General features: G+C 61.2%; 15 protein-coding genes. 7 read left to right on the top strand and 8 right to left on the bottom strand.

Annotated elements, in window-relative coordinates:
* Positions 1–7: 7 nt before the first annotated feature.
* Both gpmI and QIW53_RS10490 read left to right on the top strand, forming a co-directional pair.
* Positions 8–1531: a 2,3-bisphosphoglycerate-independent phosphoglycerate mutase gene (gene gpmI / locus QIW53_RS10495; RefSeq protein ID WP_371049585.1), complete on the top strand. Its 1524-nt coding sequence runs from the start codon at positions 8–10 to the stop codon at positions 1529–1531.
* 158 nt (positions 1532–1689) lie between these two features.
* On the top strand, positions 1690–2406 hold the full coding sequence (locus tag QIW53_RS10490) for a TerC family protein (RefSeq protein WP_371049584.1): 717 nt from the start codon (positions 1690–1692) through the stop codon (positions 2404–2406).
* A gap of 81 nt (positions 2407–2487) precedes the next feature.
* Here the strand turns inward: QIW53_RS10490 and QIW53_RS10485 are convergent, their stop codons facing one another.
* Genes QIW53_RS10485 through QIW53_RS10475 form a run of 3 tightly spaced genes read right to left on the bottom strand, consistent with a single transcriptional unit; the run spans position 2488 to position 4472 of the window.
* Entirely contained in the window at positions 2488–2973 is a 486-nt protein-coding gene (locus QIW53_RS10485) for a MaoC family dehydratase (RefSeq protein WP_371049583.1), read from the bottom strand.
* A gap of 14 nt (positions 2974–2987) precedes the next feature.
* Positions 2988–3830 carry a 3-methyl-2-oxobutanoate hydroxymethyltransferase gene (gene panB, locus QIW53_RS10480; protein ID WP_371049582.1) on the bottom strand — a complete coding sequence of 281 codons (843 nt, stop codon included), beginning with the start codon at positions 3828–3830 and terminating at the stop codon, positions 2988–2990.
* Positions 3831–3854: 24 nt separating this feature from the next.
* Positions 3855–4472: a LysE family translocator gene (locus QIW53_RS10475; protein WP_371049581.1), complete on the bottom strand. Its 618-nt coding sequence runs from the start codon at positions 4470–4472 to the stop codon at positions 3855–3857.
* Positions 4473–4610: 138 nt separating this feature from the next.
* On the opposite strand from QIW53_RS10475, the gene QIW53_RS10470 reads away from it, so the two are divergent.
* The 3 genes from QIW53_RS10470 to QIW53_RS10460 all read left to right on the top strand — a co-directional run bounded on the left by QIW53_RS10470 (position 4611) and on the right by QIW53_RS10460 (position 8338).
* Positions 4611–5063, top strand: coding sequence for an Lrp/AsnC family transcriptional regulator (locus QIW53_RS10470; RefSeq protein ID WP_371049580.1), 453 nt, complete (start codon positions 4611–4613; stop codon positions 5061–5063).
* Between the two features lie 172 nt (positions 5064–5235).
* Entirely contained in the window at positions 5236–7275 is a 2040-nt protein-coding gene (locus QIW53_RS10465) for an oxidoreductase (protein WP_371049579.1), read from the top strand.
* A 145-nt stretch (positions 7276–7420) separates the two neighbouring features.
* On the top strand, positions 7421–8338 hold the full coding sequence (locus QIW53_RS10460; protein WP_371049578.1) for a 1-aminocyclopropane-1-carboxylate deaminase/D-cysteine desulfhydrase: 918 nt from the start codon (positions 7421–7423) through the stop codon (positions 8336–8338).
* Between the two features lie 7 nt (positions 8339–8345).
* Here the strand turns inward: QIW53_RS10460 and QIW53_RS10455 are convergent, their stop codons facing one another.
* From QIW53_RS10455 to QIW53_RS10445, 3 genes are all read right to left on the bottom strand, one after another.
* Positions 8346–8894: a cytochrome b gene (locus tag QIW53_RS10455; protein ID WP_371049577.1), complete on the bottom strand. Its 549-nt coding sequence runs from the start codon at positions 8892–8894 to the stop codon at positions 8346–8348.
* A gap of 239 nt (positions 8895–9133) precedes the next feature.
* The gene (gene phnX / locus QIW53_RS10450; RefSeq protein ID WP_371049576.1) at positions 9134–9961 is read right to left on the bottom strand and encodes a phosphonoacetaldehyde hydrolase; all 828 of its coding nucleotides are present in this window, start codon (positions 9959–9961) and stop codon (positions 9134–9136) included.
* Positions 9962–10045: 84 nt separating this feature from the next.
* Complete coding sequence (locus tag QIW53_RS10445; protein ID WP_371049575.1) at positions 10046–11155, bottom strand: 2-aminoethylphosphonate--pyruvate transaminase; 1110 nt, start codon at positions 11153–11155, stop codon at positions 10046–10048.
* 110 nt (positions 11156–11265) lie between these two features.
* Between QIW53_RS10445 and QIW53_RS10440 the strand changes: the two genes are divergently transcribed.
* On the top strand, positions 11266–12129 hold the full coding sequence (locus tag QIW53_RS10440; protein ID WP_371049574.1) for a LysR substrate-binding domain-containing protein: 864 nt from the start codon (positions 11266–11268) through the stop codon (positions 12127–12129).
* A gap of 183 nt (positions 12130–12312) precedes the next feature.
* On the opposite strand, the gene QIW53_RS10435 is transcribed toward QIW53_RS10440, so the two are convergent.
* Positions 12313–13641, bottom strand: a complete 1329-nt coding sequence (locus tag QIW53_RS10435) for a type VI secretion system Vgr family protein (protein WP_371049573.1) — start codon at positions 13639–13641, stop codon at positions 12313–12315.
* 219 nt (positions 13642–13860) lie between these two features.
* Here QIW53_RS10435 and QIW53_RS10430 point away from each other — a divergent pair, with 219 nt between their 5' ends.
* Complete coding sequence (locus QIW53_RS10430) at positions 13861–14565, top strand: YebC/PmpR family DNA-binding transcriptional regulator (protein WP_371049572.1); 705 nt, start codon at positions 13861–13863, stop codon at positions 14563–14565.
* 57 nt (positions 14566–14622) lie between these two features.
* Here QIW53_RS10430 and QIW53_RS10425 read toward each other — a convergent pair whose 3' ends face one another.
* Positions 14623–15924 carry a leucine-rich repeat-containing protein kinase family protein gene (locus tag QIW53_RS10425; protein WP_371049571.1) on the bottom strand — a complete coding sequence of 434 codons (1302 nt, stop codon included), beginning with the start codon at positions 15922–15924 and terminating at the stop codon, positions 14623–14625.
* Positions 15925–16182 lie beyond the last annotated feature (258 nt).

The raw sequence follows: 16182 nt of genomic DNA, 5'->3' as shown, positions 1-16182 counted from the left end.
GGGCACGATGACGACGCGCTCTTTGATTATTCTTGATGGTGTCGGTATTCGGCAGGCTACTGAATCGAATGCTTTCGCCGCAGCGAGGAAGCCGACGTTTGATGCGCTGCTCAAACGTTTCGCCCACAGCGAGATCGCGACGTCAGGTCTTGCTGTTGGACTGCCCGAGGGTCAGATGGGGAACTCCGAGGTTGGTCACATGAACCTCGGCGCGGGGCGGGTGGTGTACCAGAGCCTGACCCGAATTGATAAAGCACTCTCGGACGGAGAGTTCTCACACAACCCGGCACTACAGTTGTTGCTCCAAGGGGTAAAGAGTCGCGATGGTGCCGTGCACGTGATGGGGCTCCTTTCTCCGGGCGGCGTGCATAGTCATATCGATCAGATTATCGCGGCTTGTGGTTGCCTGGTTGAGCAAGGTGTCGAGAAAGTTTATGTGCATGGCTTTCTCGATGGTCGAGACACGCCGCCCAAGAGCGCTTTAGCCTCGCTTGAGGCTTTGGAAAACGCGTTTGTGAAACTGGGCGCCGGGCGCATTGTTTCGCTGGTCGGTCGCTACTATGCAATGGATCGCGACAACCGCTGGGGGCGTGTGGAATCGGCCTACCGATTGATTGTCGGCGGCGAAGCCGAACATCAGGCTGAAACGGCATCGGTAGCTTTGTCTGCCGCTTACGAACGTGGGGAGTCGGACGAATTCGTCAAGCCAACCACGATTGGACAACCCGTCAGAGTCGGTGCCGATGACGCCATGATCTTCATGAACTTTCGCCCCGATCGGGCGCGAGAGTTGACCCAGGCGTTGATCCAACCGGATTTCACGGCGTTCGAGCGGCCGTTAGTGGTGGACAAGGATCGCTTGCTGACATTGACGCAGTATTCCGAAGAGCTGAGTTGCCTGTGTGCATTCCCTCCCGAAGCTATTCACAACAGCTTGGGGGAACACTTGGCCAGACTTGGGAAAACGCAATTGCGCATTGCCGAAACCGAGAAGTACGCCCACGTGACGTTCTTTTTCAACGGCGGTCGAGAGCAGCCTTTTGAGGGTGAAGAGCGAATCCTGATTCCGTCGCCTGACGTTGCTTCCTACGATTTGCAGCCTGAGATGAGCGCCCCACTGTTGACTGACAAACTGGTCAACGCTATCGCCGGCGGCACATTCGATCTGATCGTTTGCAACTATGCCAACGGCGATATGGTGGGTCATACGGGCTCCTTCGATGCTGCCGTCAAGGCAGTCGAGGTGCTCGATGAATGCCTGAGTCGCGTAGTTGAAGCAACCCTCGCAGTTGGTGGCGAATGTTTGATTACCGCCGACCACGGCAACGTTGAGCAAATGCTCGATGCGACGTCAGGCCAGGCCCACACGGCGCATACCTTGAATCCGGTGCCGCTGATTCTGGTCAGTGAGCAGCCAGGGCGACACGGGCTGAAGCATGGCCGGTTGTGCGATATCGCTCCCACCCTGTTGCAGATGCTGAGTTTGCCGATTCCGTCTGAGATGGATGGCAACTCGCTTCTCACCGTCTGATTGGCTGACAGGTGCCATCAGTGCATCGCCGCACCGACGATTGGTTTGGTCGCCCCCGTCGAGGCGATGTGGCTTACCACGACTCGCTCATTTGAGCATGTGGGCATCACCGATTTTGGTGATGCCTTTTTTTCTGGGCAATCGAGAGTTTTGACGTTATGGAATGGTTTCTCAATCCGGAAATCTGGATCGCGTTTTTTACCCTGACAGTGTTGGAAATCGTTTTGGGTATCGACAACATCATCATGATTTCGATTTTGGTCAGCCGCATGCCCAAAGCCATGCAGCCCAAAACCCGCTTCTTCGGTTTGGCACTGGCCATGGTCACGCGCATTCTTCTGCTGCTGTCCATCACGTGGATCATGCAACTGACTACCGATCTGTTTCATGTCTTCGATCAAGGGATTTCGGGGCGTGACCTGATTCTGTTCTTCGGTGGATTGTTCTTGCTATGGAAAAGCAGCAGCGAAATCTTCCAGGAACTGGAAGGTGGCGAAGAGGGGGAGGCTGAGGTTGGTAAAAAGGGGGCGGGCTTTCTGAGCACCATCATTCAGATTGCGATCATCGATATCGTCTTCTCGCTGGACTCGGTGATCACCGCTGTCGGAATGGTTTCTCATGTACCGGTGATGGTTGCCGCTATCGTCGTCGCCGTGTTGATCATGATGCTTGCGGCCGGGGCGATCAGTGCGTTCATCGACAAGCATCCGAGCCTGAAAATGCTGGCCCTGGCGTTCCTGATTGTCGTGGGCGTCGTGCTGATTGCCGATGCGATGGGGATGCACGTACCGAAGGGGTACGTCTATTTTGCAATGGCGTTCTCACTTGCGGTCGAGGCATTGAACATTCGCTTCAGGACGCTTAAGGCTGCGTGAGTCCGTCGCAGACGGGGCAAGGACGCCTCGCTACGGCAAGTTTTTTCAGATACAGACAGGACAGTCGCCAACACGTGGCCATCACCTCGACGTAGAGGCAGCACCGTTGGTAGGGTCGCCTTCAGAAAGCATCTGTTTCATGCGTTCACGCTCATCGACGCCGGGCAGTACCCCCGTAGTAGTTGCCTTCAGCACGATGACACCCTGTGCGTTGGAAGCACTGACTTCGGCTTTTGCGTGACCGCGCTCGTCGATGTTCACAATAAGCCAGTGACAGCTGATCTGTTCTCCTGGGTAAACCGGTTGTTTGAACTCAAAACTCATTTCTTTGGCCAGCCAACCAATTTGTCCGCCGATTTCGGTGACGACGCTGGCTGTCAAAAGACCGTGGGCTACAGGTGCCTTGAATCCGCGAATCGATGCGTAACGCGCGTCGCAGTGAACAGGGTTGTAATCCCGAGAGATCTGCGCGAATCGGCGGACATCCTCATCTGAAAAACAACGATCGATGGTGAAGCGGTCTCCGACCTGAAGACCTTCGGCAGCGCGTTCTCTGAGGCTTTTCATAGCAGATCCTTGGGCTAGAAAGTGTGCTCGGGGCCGGGAAAAGTTCCAGCACCTACATCCATTGCAAAATCCTTCGCCGCGTTGTGAAGAGCCGAGCGAAGATCGGCGTATTGCTTGACGAAACGCGGCATGCGACCGGTGCGCAGTCCGGCCATATCCTGCCAGACGAGGACTTGGGCATCGCATTGATTTCCCGCGCCGATACCAACAGTTGGAATTGAAACCGCTTCGGTAATCGCTCGACCCACATCGCCTGGCACCATCTCGATCAAAATCGCGAACGCGCCTGCGGCTTCAAAAGCTTTGGCACTGTCGATCAAGCGCTGTGCATCTTCGCCCCGGCCCTGGACACGAAAGCCGCCCAATTGATGTTCGAACTGTGGCGTGAAACCGATGTGGGCCATGACCGGTATGCCTGAACTCGTCAGCTTCTCGACTTGAGGCAGCATCTCGATGCCACCTTCCAGTTTGACCGCGTGGGCACCGGCTTCTTTCATGAAGCGCACGGCGGTATGGAAACATTGCTCGGCCGAGGCCTGATAAGAACCGAAAGGCAGATCGGCAATCACCAGGGCTCGCTGAGTGGAGCGACTGACCGCTCGAACCAGCGGAATCAGTTCATCAACGGTGACCGATAGCGTGGACTCATTGCCGTAGACGTTGTTGGAGGCAGAGTCGCCCACCAGAAGAACCGGTATACCCGCGTCGTCGAAAATGGCAGCGCTATACATATCGTATGCAGTGAGCATCGCCCATTTCCGGCCTTCCATTTTCATTTGTTTCAGATGCGGTATGCGCACTCGGGTCGCCGCCTGCGCGTGAGTTGCGTTGCCGTAAGGTGCGGGCTGATCGCTCATGAACACTGCCTCGATAAAAAAGGATTAATCCAGTATCTGCTCGGCGAGCAGAATGACTGCGATGATGATCATTGCCGCGCCAGAGAAGCGGCTGACGAACCGAGCCGCCGTGGGTCGTGCATGCAGAACGGCCTGAGAACCGAAGCCGACCAAAAGATAGATCACCCCGCAACTGATCGTGTGGACCAGGCCAAGTGCAATCATCTGTAGCGGCACAGGCCAAGGGGCGGAGGCGTGGGCAAATTGCGGTAGTAACGCCAGGAACAACAGAAACACTTTCGGGTTGAGCCCGCTCACGCACAGGCCCTTGATCGCCCAGCGTGTCCAGGCATTCGAAACCTGAACATCATCGGCATGGGGTGTCGAAGGGCGGGCAAGCATGTTGATTCCCAGCCAAAGCAGATAGGCCGCTCCGGCAATCGTTAGCACCGTCAAGGCCAAAGGGTGGTTGGCTACCAGCGTGCCAACGCCCGCGGCTACCACCATGGTTGCAATCAGGTGGCCGGACAGGAGTCCGCCCACTGCAGGTATGACGACCCTTCCTTTCAAACCGGCGGATATGGCGTAGGCCCAGTCTGCGCCCGGGGTTATGACGAATAGAATCGACACCGCCCAGAAGGCAATAAACACACTGAGATTCATGGCGCCACCCACGTGTCTTGCTGATAACTCATCGTCCTGCTCCGGAAGAATTGGATGCGAGGAAGAATAGTGAAATGTTGTTAGAATTTACTTTCAAAGATGTTCGGTGTGTCGCGTGAATGAGGGAGATTCTTCCAAATGGACCGTATTGATCGAAAGATTCTTTCTGAATTGCAAAAGGACGGCCGACTTTCAGTGACTGAACTCGCCGAGCGTGTCGGATTGAGCCTTTCACCTTGCCATCGTCGAGTCCGAGCGCTGGAGGAGTCGGGTGTACTGCTCGGTTACAGAGCTCAACTGGACCCTGGCGCCTTGGGCCTCAACTTTTCCGCCATGGTGTTCGCTACCCTTCGCGAAGGTGACAGACAAGCTGTTGAGGCTTTCGAAACGGCGCTCCTCGGAATTCCCCAGATAGTCAATGCTCAACGGCTTTTTGGTGAACCGGATTACCTGCTTCACGTCATTACTCAAGATTTGCCAGCCTTTCAGCGGCTCTACGATGAGAGTCTTTCGACATTGCCGAATGTGCAGAGGCTGACGTCGACGCTCGTTATGAAGCGGGTCGTGCAGGATCGACCCTTGCCTCTGTGATACGAAAATAACCTTCGACACGCAGAGCGGTGTCGGCTGCGCAATTGGATCATCAAGTTGTCAGTTTCGGTCATTGAGCGCCCGGTCGAGTGCCCATAATCTGTTGTGCATGACAGAGGGGCGCCCAAGAGCGCCCTCACTTTTTCCGTGATCGCTCGACGTGGAGTTTTCGATGACCGCCGCTCACTATCCGCACCTGTTGGCCCCGCTGGACCTGGGTTTCACCACGTTGCGCAACCGCACCCTGATGGGGTCGATGCACACCGGGCTCGAGGAAAAACCCGGCGGTTTCGAACGCATGGCGGCCTACTTTGCCGAGCGTGCCCGTGGCGGCGTCGGCCTGATGGTGACGGGCGGTATCGGCCCTAACGACGAAGGTGGTGTGTATTCCGGCGCGGCCAAGCTGACCACCGAGGAAGAAGCGCTCAAGCACCAGATCGTCACCCGCGCGGTGCACGAGGCGGGCGGCAAGATCTGCATGCAGATCCTCCATGCCGGTCGTTATGCCTACAGCCCGAAACAGGTTGCACCGAGCGCCATCCAGGCGCCGATCAACCCGTTCAAGCCCCGGGAGCTGGACGAGGAAGGCATCGAGAAGCAGATCAGCGATTTCGTCACCTGTTCGGTGCTGGCGCAAAAAGCCGAGTACGACGGTGTCGAGATCATGGGCTCGGAAGGGTATTTCATTAACCAGTTCCTCGCCGCGCACACCAACCACCGCACCGACCGTTGGGGCGGCAGCTACGAAAACCGCATGCGCCTGCCGGTGGAAATCGTCCGCCGTGTGCGCGAAGCGGTCGGCCCGAACTTCATCATCATCTTCCGCCTGTCGATGCTCGACCTGGTCGAAGGCGGCAGCAGTTGGGAAGAGATCGTGACCCTGGCCAAGGCCATCGAACAGGCCGGCGCGACGATCATCAACACCGGCATCGGCTGGCACGAAGCGCGCATCCCGACCATCGCCACCAAGGTGCCGCGTGCGGCGTTCAGCAAGGTCACGGCGAAATTGCGCGGTTCGGTGGGCATTCCGCTGATCACCACCAACCGCATCAACACCCCGGAAGTGGCCGAGCAGATCCTGGCCGAAGGCGATGCCGACATGGTGTCGATGGCGCGCCCGTTCCTGGCCGACCCGGATTTCGTGAACAAGGCCGCCGCGGGCCGTGCCGATGAAATCAACACCTGCATCGGCTGCAACCAGGCGTGTCTGGATCATACCTTTGGCGGCAAGTTGACCAGTTGCCTGGTCAACCCGCGGGCTTGCCACGAAACCGAGCTCAACTACCTGCCGGTGCAGTCGATCAAGAAAATCGCGGTGGTCGGCGCCGGTCCTGCCGGGCTGTCGGCGGCCACCGTGGCCGCCGAACGCGGACATCAGGTGACGCTGTTCGATCCGGCCAGCGAAATCGGCGGCCAGTTCAACGTCGCCAAGCGCGTGCCGGGCAAGGAAGAGTTTTACGAAACCCTGCGTTATTTCAATCGCAAACTGCAGACCAGCCACGTCGAGGTGTGCCTGAACACCCGCGTCGACGTGGCGCAACTGGTTGAAGGCGGTTATGACGAGATCATCCTGGCCACCGGTATCGCGCCGCGTACGCCGGCCATCCCGGGCGTCGACAACGCCAAGGTCCTGAGCTACCTGGACGTGATTCTCGAGCGCAAGCCGGTGGGCAAGCGTGTGGCCGTGATCGGCGCCGGTGGGATCGGTTTCGATGTGTCGGAGTTCCTGGTGCATGAGGGGGTGGCGACCAGCCTGGACCGTGCAGCGTTCTGGAAAGAATGGGGCATCGACACCCAGCTTCAGGCGCGCGGCGGCGTGGCCGGGATCAAGGCTGAACCCCATGCCCCGGCACGCGAAGTGTTCCTGCTGCAACGCAAGAAAACCAAGGTCGGTGACGGCCTGGGCAAGACCACCGGCTGGATCCACCGCACCGGTCTGAAGAACAAGCACGTGCAGATGCTCAACAGCGTCGAGTACCTGAAGATCGACGACCAGGGGCTGCACATCCGCATCGGCGAAACCGGCGAGCCGCAGGTGCTGGCGGTGGACAACATCGTGATCTGTGCCGGCCAGGACCCGCTGCGCGAACTGCACGACGGCCTGGTCGCGGCGGGGCAGACGGTGCACTTGATTGGCGGCGCGGACGTGGCGGCGGAGCTGGATGCCAAGCGGGCGATCAACCAGGGGTCGCGCCTGGCGGCCGAGCTGTAACTGGCCGGTTGATCCTGCCGGTGGCTTTCGCGGGCAGGCTCGCTCCCACAAGGACTTGCAAACACTGGAGATCCAAGGCGGGCTTGCCCGCGACAGCGTCCTCAAGGCTGTTAAGATGCCGGCTCTTTACCCAGAGCCGGCCTCCATGCTTCTCCCTCCCAGCGACTGGCAGCCCCAGGCCCCGCTCGAACCCCTCCACCTCGACTGGCTCAGCGCCGCCAGCCTCGAACTCGCGATCCTGCGCCTCGACCTGATCGACCCGTTCATCAGCGGCAACAAATGGTTCAAGCTCATCGAGCACCTCAGGGCCGCCGACCGTGCGGGGGCCGCAGGCATCATCAGCCTGGGCGGTGCCCATTCCAATCACTTGCACGCGCTGGCCGCTGCTGGCCAGCGCTTTGGTTTCCGCACCGTGGGGCTGCTGCGTGGGCATGCGCAGCAGACGCCAACGGTCAACGATCTGCAGGCGTTCGGCATGCAATTGCACTGGCTCGGTTACGGCGGTTATCGCGCGCGGCACGAGGCCGGTTTCTGGACGCCCTGGCAGGCGCAATACCCGGAGCTGTGGCCGGTGCCTGAAGGGGGTGGTGGATGGCCGGGGGCCAAGGGCTGCCTGTCGTTGAAGGCGATGGTCGGGCCGCAACTGAGCAGGTTGGGCTGGAGCGGTTACGACGGCTGGTGGCTGGCGTGCGGGACCGGCACCACGCTGGCGGGGCTGATGCTGGCCGAAGCGGGCGAACATCCTGTTTACGGTGCGTTGGCGGTGCCCGGCGACCATGGCGTGGCGCAGCAGGTCGAGGCGATTGGACAGGAGGCGGGCTCGCCCGGGCTGCGCTGTGAATTGTTCGACGCCAGCCGTGGCGGGTTCGGCAAGGTCGATCCGTTGCTGTTGGACTTCATCGCCCGGACCGAACACGCCACTGGCATTCCCCTCGAACCGCTGTACACCGGCAAGGCGTTGCTGGCGCTCAGGCAGCACGTCGAAGCAGGACGATTCGAAAGGGGCACGCGTTTGATCTTCATCCACACCGGCGGCTTGCAGGGCCGTCGCGGTTTTCAATGATCGCGGTTCAGTTGCGTTTGGGCATCATCCGCAGCAGCGTGTTATCGCGCACCACATAGTGGTGATAGATCCCCGCCAGGGCATGCAGCCCGATCAGCCAGTAGCCAATCGTGCCACCCAGTTCATGCCAGTCCTGGATGCGTTTGGCGAACGCCTTGTCTTCCGCGACCAGCAGCGGCAGGTCAAAGCCGTAGAACATCACCTGATGGCCCTTGGCACTGGTGACCAGCCAACCGAGGATCGGCATGGCGATCATGAAAACGTACAGCGCCCAGTGCATCAGGCGGGCCAGGGTGGTTTGCCACTTTGGCGAAGCGGGGAAAATCTGTGGCGCCGGGCCGAGGCTGCGGGCGAACAGCCTGAACCAGACCAGCACGAACACCGTCAGCCCGAGCATGAAGTGCGACTCGGTGATCAGCGTTCGGCCACCGCTGCCCTTGGGGAAGATCCCGCGAAACTCGATGCAGGCGTAAACCAGCGCCAGCAGGACCAGCATCAACCAGTGCAGCGTGATCGAGACGGTGCTGTACCGGGATTCGGAATTCTTCCAGGGCATACGGCGTTCCTCACGGTCGGTTCAAGCCACCGTTCTTGATCGACGGTGTGCTTTAACTGTAATCCCGTTTAACCGTGTTTGCCTGTGCGTTGGGTCAATGAACGTGGGCCCCTGTAGGAGCGAGCATGCTCCGGGCGGCGCTCCGACGATGGTCGTCAAGGATAACGCGGGGTGTCAGGATGCCAGCGGTGTTTGGGCTACCATCGCGAGCATGCTCGCTCCTACAGGGGGGCGGTGCATCAGGCGGATTGTGGCATTTCACCTTTGGCCAAACGACGGTTGATGTCGGCGATCACCGGCGGCAGGTCGACGATGCTGTCGATCATGTAATGCGGGCGCGACCCTGCGAACAGCGCCTGGATACGCTTGCGTTCGCTGGCCAGTCGCTCGCTGTCGAGGGCCAGGTAACCGTCGTAGTCCAGACCCAGCGCATTGCCCGAGCAGAGCAGGGCGACGGTCCACATGCCGGCGCGACGACCCTCGAGAATGCCCGGCACGGTGTCGTCGATCTTCACGCAGGCCGCGACATCGTCGATGCCCAGGGCGATGACGTTCGCCAGCGCCTGGGCGGGCCATGGGCGGCCGTTGGGCACTTCGTCGGTGGCCACGACGTGGTCGGCGACGTAGCCGTTACGGGCGGCCAGCTCGACCACCTTGTCCATGACCTGTTTCGGGTAGCCGGAACAGGAGCCGATTTTGATCCCCTGGGCACGCAGTTGCGCGATGCTCTCCAGCGCGCCGGGTATCAGCGCCGAGTGCTCGGCGATCTTCTCGATCTGCAGCGGCATGAAGCGATTGTAAATGGCAGTGACATCAGCGTCGGTAGGCGTGCGGCCGAAGGCCTTGCGATAACGTTCGGCAACCTGCGGCTGATCGCACAGCGTGCGGATGTGGTCCCACTTGCCCATGCCCATCGGGCCACGGGCTTCTTCGATGGAGACCTGGACGTCGAACTCGGCGAATGCCTCGACGAAAATCTGCGTGGGCGCGAACGAGCCGAAGTCGACCACGGTACCGGCCCAGTCGAGAATGGCGGCCTGGAGTCGGGTGGGGTGGGTGTAGTTCATGGTGAGCGTTTCCTGTGGTAAGCCGCTTTATTGTGGGAGCGAGCCGCCCAGAGCCGGCTCGCTCCCACGGGGGAAGAGTGGATTTCAGATGTTGAGCACTTCCATCTCCCGCAGCACCTCGCCGATGGCGGCCGCGGCATTGCGCATGTCGGCAGGCTGGACATGGCCGATGCAGCCGACGCGGAAGGTCTCGACCCGGGTCAGTTTGCCGGGGTAGAGCAGGTAACCCTTGGCCTTGACCCGCTCGTAGAATTCCTTGAACTGGTATCGCGGGTCCGTCGGGGCGTGGAAGGTGGCGATGATGGGCGCCTGGATCGCCGCCGGCAGGAAGCTGCGCAACCCCAGCTTGTCCATTTCTTCCATCAGGGCCTGGCAGTTGGCGGCGTAACGTTGATGCCGGGCCGGCAGGCCACCTTCTTCGTTGTATTGCAGCAGGGCTTCATGCAGGGCGGCGACCACGTGGGTCGGCGGGGTGAAGCGCCATTGGCCGGTTCGGGCCATGTAGCGGTGCTGGTCGAACAGGTCCATCGCCAATGAGTGCGAATGTCCGGCCGACTGCGCCAGCGAATCCTTGCGAGCGAAGACGAAGCCCATGCCGGGCACGCCTTCCAGGCATTTGCCGGACGCCGCGATCAGGGCGTCGAACGGGATCTGCTGCGCATCCACCGGCAAGGCGCCGAAAGCGCTCATGGCGTCGATGATCAGGCGTTTGCCGTGTTGTGCAACGACCTGGGCGATCTCGGGCAACGGGTTGAGGATGCCGGTGCTGGTTTCGCAGTGGATCAGCGCAACGTGGGTGATGCCGGTGTCGGCGTGCAACAGGCGGTCGACGTCGGCGGCGGTGGTCGGTTGGTCTTCGGCGGTTTCAAAGGTGATGAAGGGGCGCCCGAGCACTTCGCAGATCTGCGCCAGACGTTTGCCGTAAGCGCCGTTGATCAGCACCAGGACCTTGCCGTCACGGGGCACCAGCGTGCCGATCGCCGCTTCGACCGCGAAGGTGCCGCTGCCTTGCAACGGGATGCAGTGGTGGCTGTCAGCGCCGTTGACGATGGCCAGCAGTTGTTCGCAAAGGCTGGCGGTCAGTTGGTTGAAGCGATCATCCCATGAACCCCAGTCGACCAACATCGCCTGGCGGGTGCGGGCCGATGTGGTCAATGGGCCGGGGGTGAGCAGGATGGGGGTGGTGATACTCATTTTCGAGTCCTGGCGAGCGGTGGAGATGAAGCTACGGGGCTTAAATTGCAATTTGCGGTCGCATCAATCAAATTGTTTGTTGTTATGCCAGTTATCAGTAGGACTTATTCATGAACCTGTTTCAGCTCCGCGCCTTCGATGCGGTGGCTCGCGAAGGCAGCTTTACCCGCGCCGCCGAGCGCCTGTTCATCAGCCAACCGGCGGTGACCGGACACATCAAGGCGCTGGAGGAGCATTACCAGATCACCCTGTTGCGGCGCACGGCGCGTCGGGTCGAGTTGACGGAAGAGGGCAGCAAGCTCGCGGCCATCACCCGGGCGATGTTCGGCCTGGCGGAAGAGGCGCAGGTGATGCTCGAGGCCAATCGACAGTTGCTGACCGGGCGCCTGGAAGTGGCGGCGGATGGGCCGCACCTGGTCATGCCGATGCTGGCCAGCTTGCGCGCGCGCTATCCCGGGATCACGGTCAACCTGCGTCTGGGCAATGCCCAGGAAACCCTGGCGGCGCTGCTGTCCGAGCATGCCGATGTGGCGGTGTTGACCGAAATCGAGCCGCGCAAGGGCCTGCACCTGCAAGCGCTGAGCGAGTCACGCATTTGCGCGCTGGTGCCCCAGGGGCATCCCTGGACGCGCAAGGCCAAGGGGGTGGCGCTCAAGGACCTTGACCAGGTCATCATGGTGTTGCGCGAACCCGGCTCCATCACCCGACGCACGTTCGACGCGGCCTGCGTTCAATCGAAGGTCCAGCCACGTGTGTTGCTGGAGCTGGACAGCCGCGAGGCGGTGACCGAGGCGGTTGCCGCCGAACTGGGGGTGGGCGTGGTGTCGTCGCTGGAAGTCGGGCACGACCCAAGGGTGGTGGCCGTGCCGATCCTGGGGGAGGGCCTGGTCAATCGGCACCTGCTGGGGTGTATGGAACGGCGTCGGGATTTGCGCCTGATCCAGGCGTTTTTTGAACTGGCGCCGGGCCTGTAGAGCGAGTCGCCTGCATTCGCGAGCAAGCCCGCTCCCACCTTCGACCGAGACTATCCAGCTCGAACACCGTCAAAAGTGGGAGCGGGCTTGCTCGCGAAGAGGTCGGACCTGTCTGCTCATCACCACCTGGACGTGCGCCTGTCGAGGTTCGCGGACGCCGCAGGAAACGCCGGCAAAAATTGATCAAGCCTTGCGGTTGAGCAACCAGTCGAACAACAGGCGATCATCGCCCTTGGGCTGCCGGGCGGCGCGGGGGCGCGGCGAGTGGCTGGCGGCGGCGTAGAGCACCGGGCGGTCCGGATCGCTGTCGAGAAAACTGACCAGCACGTCGCTTCCGGCCATCGGCAAACTCTGCGGATCGACCCGGCTGGTGGGCGTGGCGACGACCATGGGTATCCAGAAACCGTCGCTTTCATCGTCAGCGCCCGGCGTGGTTGGCCATAGCCGGACTTTGACCCGGCCCTGATCGTCCAATTGTGCCGGTTCGCCGACCGGGCCCACTACCCGCGCCGCCTGGAAACCCGGGATGGCAGGGCGGGCGCGGGTGATCGCAGGTCGGAACACGGTTGACCAGACAATGGCGGTGAACTGGTTGCTGTAATGGCGGGCCCTGTCGGTGGCCCGGCGCTCGAGAATCGAAGGCTGCTGGCCCTGGTGGCGGATTTCGATCAGCAGCCACTGATCGTTGAAACGGGGCAGCGGGTGTTCCGACACCTGGAGGATTGCGCCGCTGCGCAGGGCGCTCTGGTTGCTGCGTCCCTGCAACTGTCCATGCCGGCAGCGCAGGCGCTCGAGGATTCGTCGGCTCAGCCGCTCGTGGTCGAGCGGTGGCGGGGCAGGGTGTTCGGCCGGTGGTGGCGAGTGGTGACGCTGGAACAACTCGCTGATCACCGGCACCTGTTCGCCGGCGGGCATGTCGCCCTGAAAACGCATCAGCAGCGGTTCCTCGGGGAAACTCAGGCTGTCATCCGCCAGCACCAGCACATGACCGTCGCGGCGATGTTCGAAGTGGTAGTGGATGCCTTCCTCTTCGCACAGCCGTTGCAGAAACGCCAGGTCGCTCTCGTCGAACTGGATGCAGAACGGTTTGACCGGATACCGCCCCTGCGGCAATTCAAAACGGTAGCTGTCTTCAGGTAAGCCGTTTTCTTCGAGCAACTGGCGCAGGATGGCAGGGACAGCGCATTGATGAAAGACCCGGCGTGAGCACTGGCGGTCAAGGTTTTGCAGCCAGGGCACCAGCACCAGCCGGTAGTCGATCCGCTGCGTGCCGCGATGTTCGCGACTGGCGCTGTGGATGATGCCGTGCACCCCCTGGCCATCGGCAAAGCTGAAAAACACCGGTTGTTGCAGCAGCCGGTCCAGATTGATGGCCGGGGCCAGGCCGATCACTTCGATTTCGAATCGGTAGGGTTGGTTGAGGGCTTCACGGCCATTGAACTGCAGGACCTGCAGGCTCAAGTCACCGTTGAGCAAGGTGAGGGTGTAGGGATTTTCCTTGTTGTTATGCATCGAAAGCGCCTCGGCCGGGGAGTACAGGCGCAGAGGGTACGAAACCGCGACCCTTTAGAGTCATCACAATCGATATTTCCGAATCGCCCTACAGCTCACGGTGAAAAGATCGATTTCGACGGATGGAATTTTTGGTCGATTGCCAACTTTAGGCCGTATAAACTTGCGCAAAGCGTCGGCCAATAGATGTCTCGGCGCCACAGACCAAGAGAGTGAGTGATGGGCGCACAGTGGAAGGTTAAACACAAAGAAGCGGCAGCCAACGCCAAGGGCAAGATCTTCGGCAAACTGGTCAAGGAAATCACCATTGCTGCACGCAACGGTGCTGATGTCTCCACCAACGCACACCTGCGACTGGTGGTTGAACAGGCCAAGAAAGCTTCGATGCCCCGCGAAACCCTGGAACGTGCGATCAAGAAGGGCTCGGGCCAGCTCGGTGAAACCGTGCAGTACCATCGTGTGACCTATGAAGGCTTCGCGCCGCACCAGGTGCCGCTGATCGTCGAGTGCGTGACCGACAACATCAACCGCACCGTCGCCGAAATCCGTGTGGCGTTCCGCAAGGGCCAACTGGGGGCTTCCGGCTCCGTGGCCTGGGACTTCGACCATGTGGGCATGATCGAGGCGTCCCCGGACAGCCCGGACGCCGATCCGGAGCTGGCCGCCATCGAAGCCGGCGCACAGGATTTCGAACCGGCCGATGACGGCGCGACCCTGTTCATCACCGAGGCCAGCGACCTGGATTCGGTACAGAAGGCCCTGCCTGAGCAGGGTTTCACCGTGTTGTCGGCGAAACTGGGCTACAAGCCGAAGAACCCGGTCAGCGGTTTGAGCGACGAGCAGATGGCTGAAGTCGAAGCCTTCCTGGAAGGCCTCGATAACCACGATGACGTGCAGGAAATGTTTGTCGGCCTGGCCGGGTAACGGGCTGATCCAGTGAAATGGCCATCGCGGGCTAGCCCGCGATTGACCGCGCAGCGGTCACAACCCCTCAAGCACCTGCACAATCTCTTTGAACTCCGGCCGTTCCAGCACCCGGGGCTGACAGCAACGCCGCTGCAAGTCCTCGAGCTGCGCCCGATCCTGATCGCTCAACCCCGAGTCGATCCGCTCCAGCAATTCCCCGAGCAACACGCCAAACGCACGTACTTCGATCCGTTGCAACGCACGGCTTTCGAGGCTGTCCTGCGTGGCATGGAACGACGCCGCGCCAAAGTCGCCCAGCAGGCAATCACCCTGTTCGTTCCACAGGATATTGTGGCCGTAGAGGTCGCCGTGGGTAATGCCCTGGCGATGCAGGTGCTCGCCCACCGACGCGATGCCGCGGGCAATCCGCAACGCCACCGGTGCGCTGAACCGAGTGTCGTCGGCGTAGACATCACGGCTGCAGGATTCCAGGCTCGGCAGCCCGGCGAGGTTGCGATAGCTTGGACCGACCAGCGCCATGACCAACCCGGCCTGTGCCTGCGGATGTTCGACAACCCGCCCTTCGACCCGGATCAGGTTGGGGTGAAGGCCGGCGGTGATGCAGGCGTTCATTTCATGCAGGGGCGACCCGTCACTGGTCATTTCGCCCTTGTAGAGCTTCACCGCAACGGCTTGGCTGTGCTTCCACAGGGCCTGGTGGATGACGCCGGACGCGCCTTCGCCGAGCTTTTTTCCCAGATTCAGTTGCGACCAGGCAATGGTCGGCGTGGCCTCCAGCGCGGCGGCATCGGCTTCGGTTTCCAGCGGATTGCCGGCGTAGGCCAGCCAGGTCAGGCTTGGCAGCGTCAGCAGCCAGTCGGGTAACTCGGTCAACTGGTTGGCGGCGATGCGGGTCAGTTCCAGGCGATGGCAGTTGCGCAGGCTCTGCGGCAGGTGGGTCAGGCGGTTGCCGGCGAGCATCAGTTTTTGCAGGTGGGGACGTTCACCCAGTTCGCTCGGCAGTTCAGCGATGCGGTTGTCGGTCAGGATCAACCAGCGCAACAACGGCGGCAGCGCTTTGCCCGGCACGGTTTCGATGCGGTTGCCCTTGAAACCGACCATGGTCAGCGAGACGCACTGGCCCAGGCATGCCGGCAATTCGGTGAACTGGTTGCGGTCGCAGAACAGCACACGCAGGCGGTGCAGGCGGTGAAAGTCATCCGGCAGGCGGGTCAGGGCGTTGCCGCTGAGGTTGAGGATCTCCAGGGTGTCCGCCAGATCGAGGATTTCCCGGGGGAATTCGCTCAGGTCGGCGGCCAGGTCCAGGCGCGTCGCGCCGGCGAGCAGCCCGGCGCGCAGTTGGGCAAGGGTGTCCATGTACGGGTTCGCTGTGTGTCGAGGGAGGAGGCCGGGGCCTGAAAAAAGGGCGCCATGATAGCGGCAAATGCGGGGGCTGGGGGCCGCTATCGTCGGAGTGCCGCCCAGAGCAGGCTCGCTCCCACAAGAAACTGGGGCTGGTCTCGGGTTCGGGTTGATTCAAAATCCCTGTGGGAGCTGGCTTGCCAGCGATGACGGTGGAGGCGGTCAACAATGATGTCGAGGCGGATGGCCTCTTCGCTGGCAAGCCAGCTCCCA

Origin of the sequence: Pseudomonas fluorescens (assembly GCF_041354075.1) — a bacterium.
Lineage (GTDB): Bacteria > Pseudomonadota > Gammaproteobacteria > Pseudomonadales > Pseudomonadaceae > Aquipseudomonas > Aquipseudomonas fluorescens_CE.
The sequence above is the reverse complement of the archived record's forward strand: the minus strand, read 5'-3'. Positions and strand labels throughout refer to the sequence as shown.

What these genes read in the sequence shown, in the direction of transcription:
- gpmI (WP_371049585.1), top strand. Translation starts at nt 8, where the DNA reads ATGACGACGCGCTCTTTGATTATTCTTGATGGTGTCGGTATTCGGCAG.
- QIW53_RS10490 (WP_371049584.1), top strand. Translation starts at nt 1,690, where the DNA reads ATGGAATGGTTTCTCAATCCGGAAATCTGGATCGCGTTTTTTACCCTG.
- QIW53_RS10485 (WP_371049583.1), bottom strand. Translation starts at nt 2,973, where the DNA reads ATGAAAAGCCTCAGAGAACGCGCTGCCGAAGGTCTTCAGGTCGGAGAC.
- panB (WP_371049582.1), bottom strand. Translation starts at nt 3,830, where the DNA reads ATGAGCGATCAGCCCGCACCTTACGGCAACGCAACTCACGCGCAGGCG.
- QIW53_RS10475 (WP_371049581.1), bottom strand. Translation starts at nt 4,472, where the DNA reads ATGAATCTCAGTGTGTTTATTGCCTTCTGGGCGGTGTCGATTCTATTC.
- QIW53_RS10470 (WP_371049580.1), top strand. Translation starts at nt 4,611, where the DNA reads ATGGACCGTATTGATCGAAAGATTCTTTCTGAATTGCAAAAGGACGGC.
- QIW53_RS10465 (WP_371049579.1), top strand. Translation starts at nt 5,236, where the DNA reads ATGACCGCCGCTCACTATCCGCACCTGTTGGCCCCGCTGGACCTGGGT.
- QIW53_RS10460 (WP_371049578.1), top strand. Translation starts at nt 7,421, where the DNA reads ATGCTTCTCCCTCCCAGCGACTGGCAGCCCCAGGCCCCGCTCGAACCC.
- QIW53_RS10455 (WP_371049577.1), bottom strand. Translation starts at nt 8,894, where the DNA reads ATGCCCTGGAAGAATTCCGAATCCCGGTACAGCACCGTCTCGATCACG.
- phnX (WP_371049576.1), bottom strand. Translation starts at nt 9,961, where the DNA reads ATGAACTACACCCACCCCACCCGACTCCAGGCCGCCATTCTCGACTGG.
- QIW53_RS10445 (WP_371049575.1), bottom strand. Translation starts at nt 11,155, where the DNA reads ATGAGTATCACCACCCCCATCCTGCTCACCCCCGGCCCATTGACCACA.
- QIW53_RS10440 (WP_371049574.1), top strand. Translation starts at nt 11,266, where the DNA reads ATGAACCTGTTTCAGCTCCGCGCCTTCGATGCGGTGGCTCGCGAAGGC.
- QIW53_RS10435 (WP_371049573.1), bottom strand. Translation starts at nt 13,641, where the DNA reads ATGCATAACAACAAGGAAAATCCCTACACCCTCACCTTGCTCAACGGT.
- QIW53_RS10430 (WP_371049572.1), top strand. Translation starts at nt 13,861, where the DNA reads ATGGGCGCACAGTGGAAGGTTAAACACAAAGAAGCGGCAGCCAACGCC.
- QIW53_RS10425 (WP_371049571.1), bottom strand. Translation starts at nt 15,924, where the DNA reads ATGGACACCCTTGCCCAACTGCGCGCCGGGCTGCTCGCCGGCGCGACG.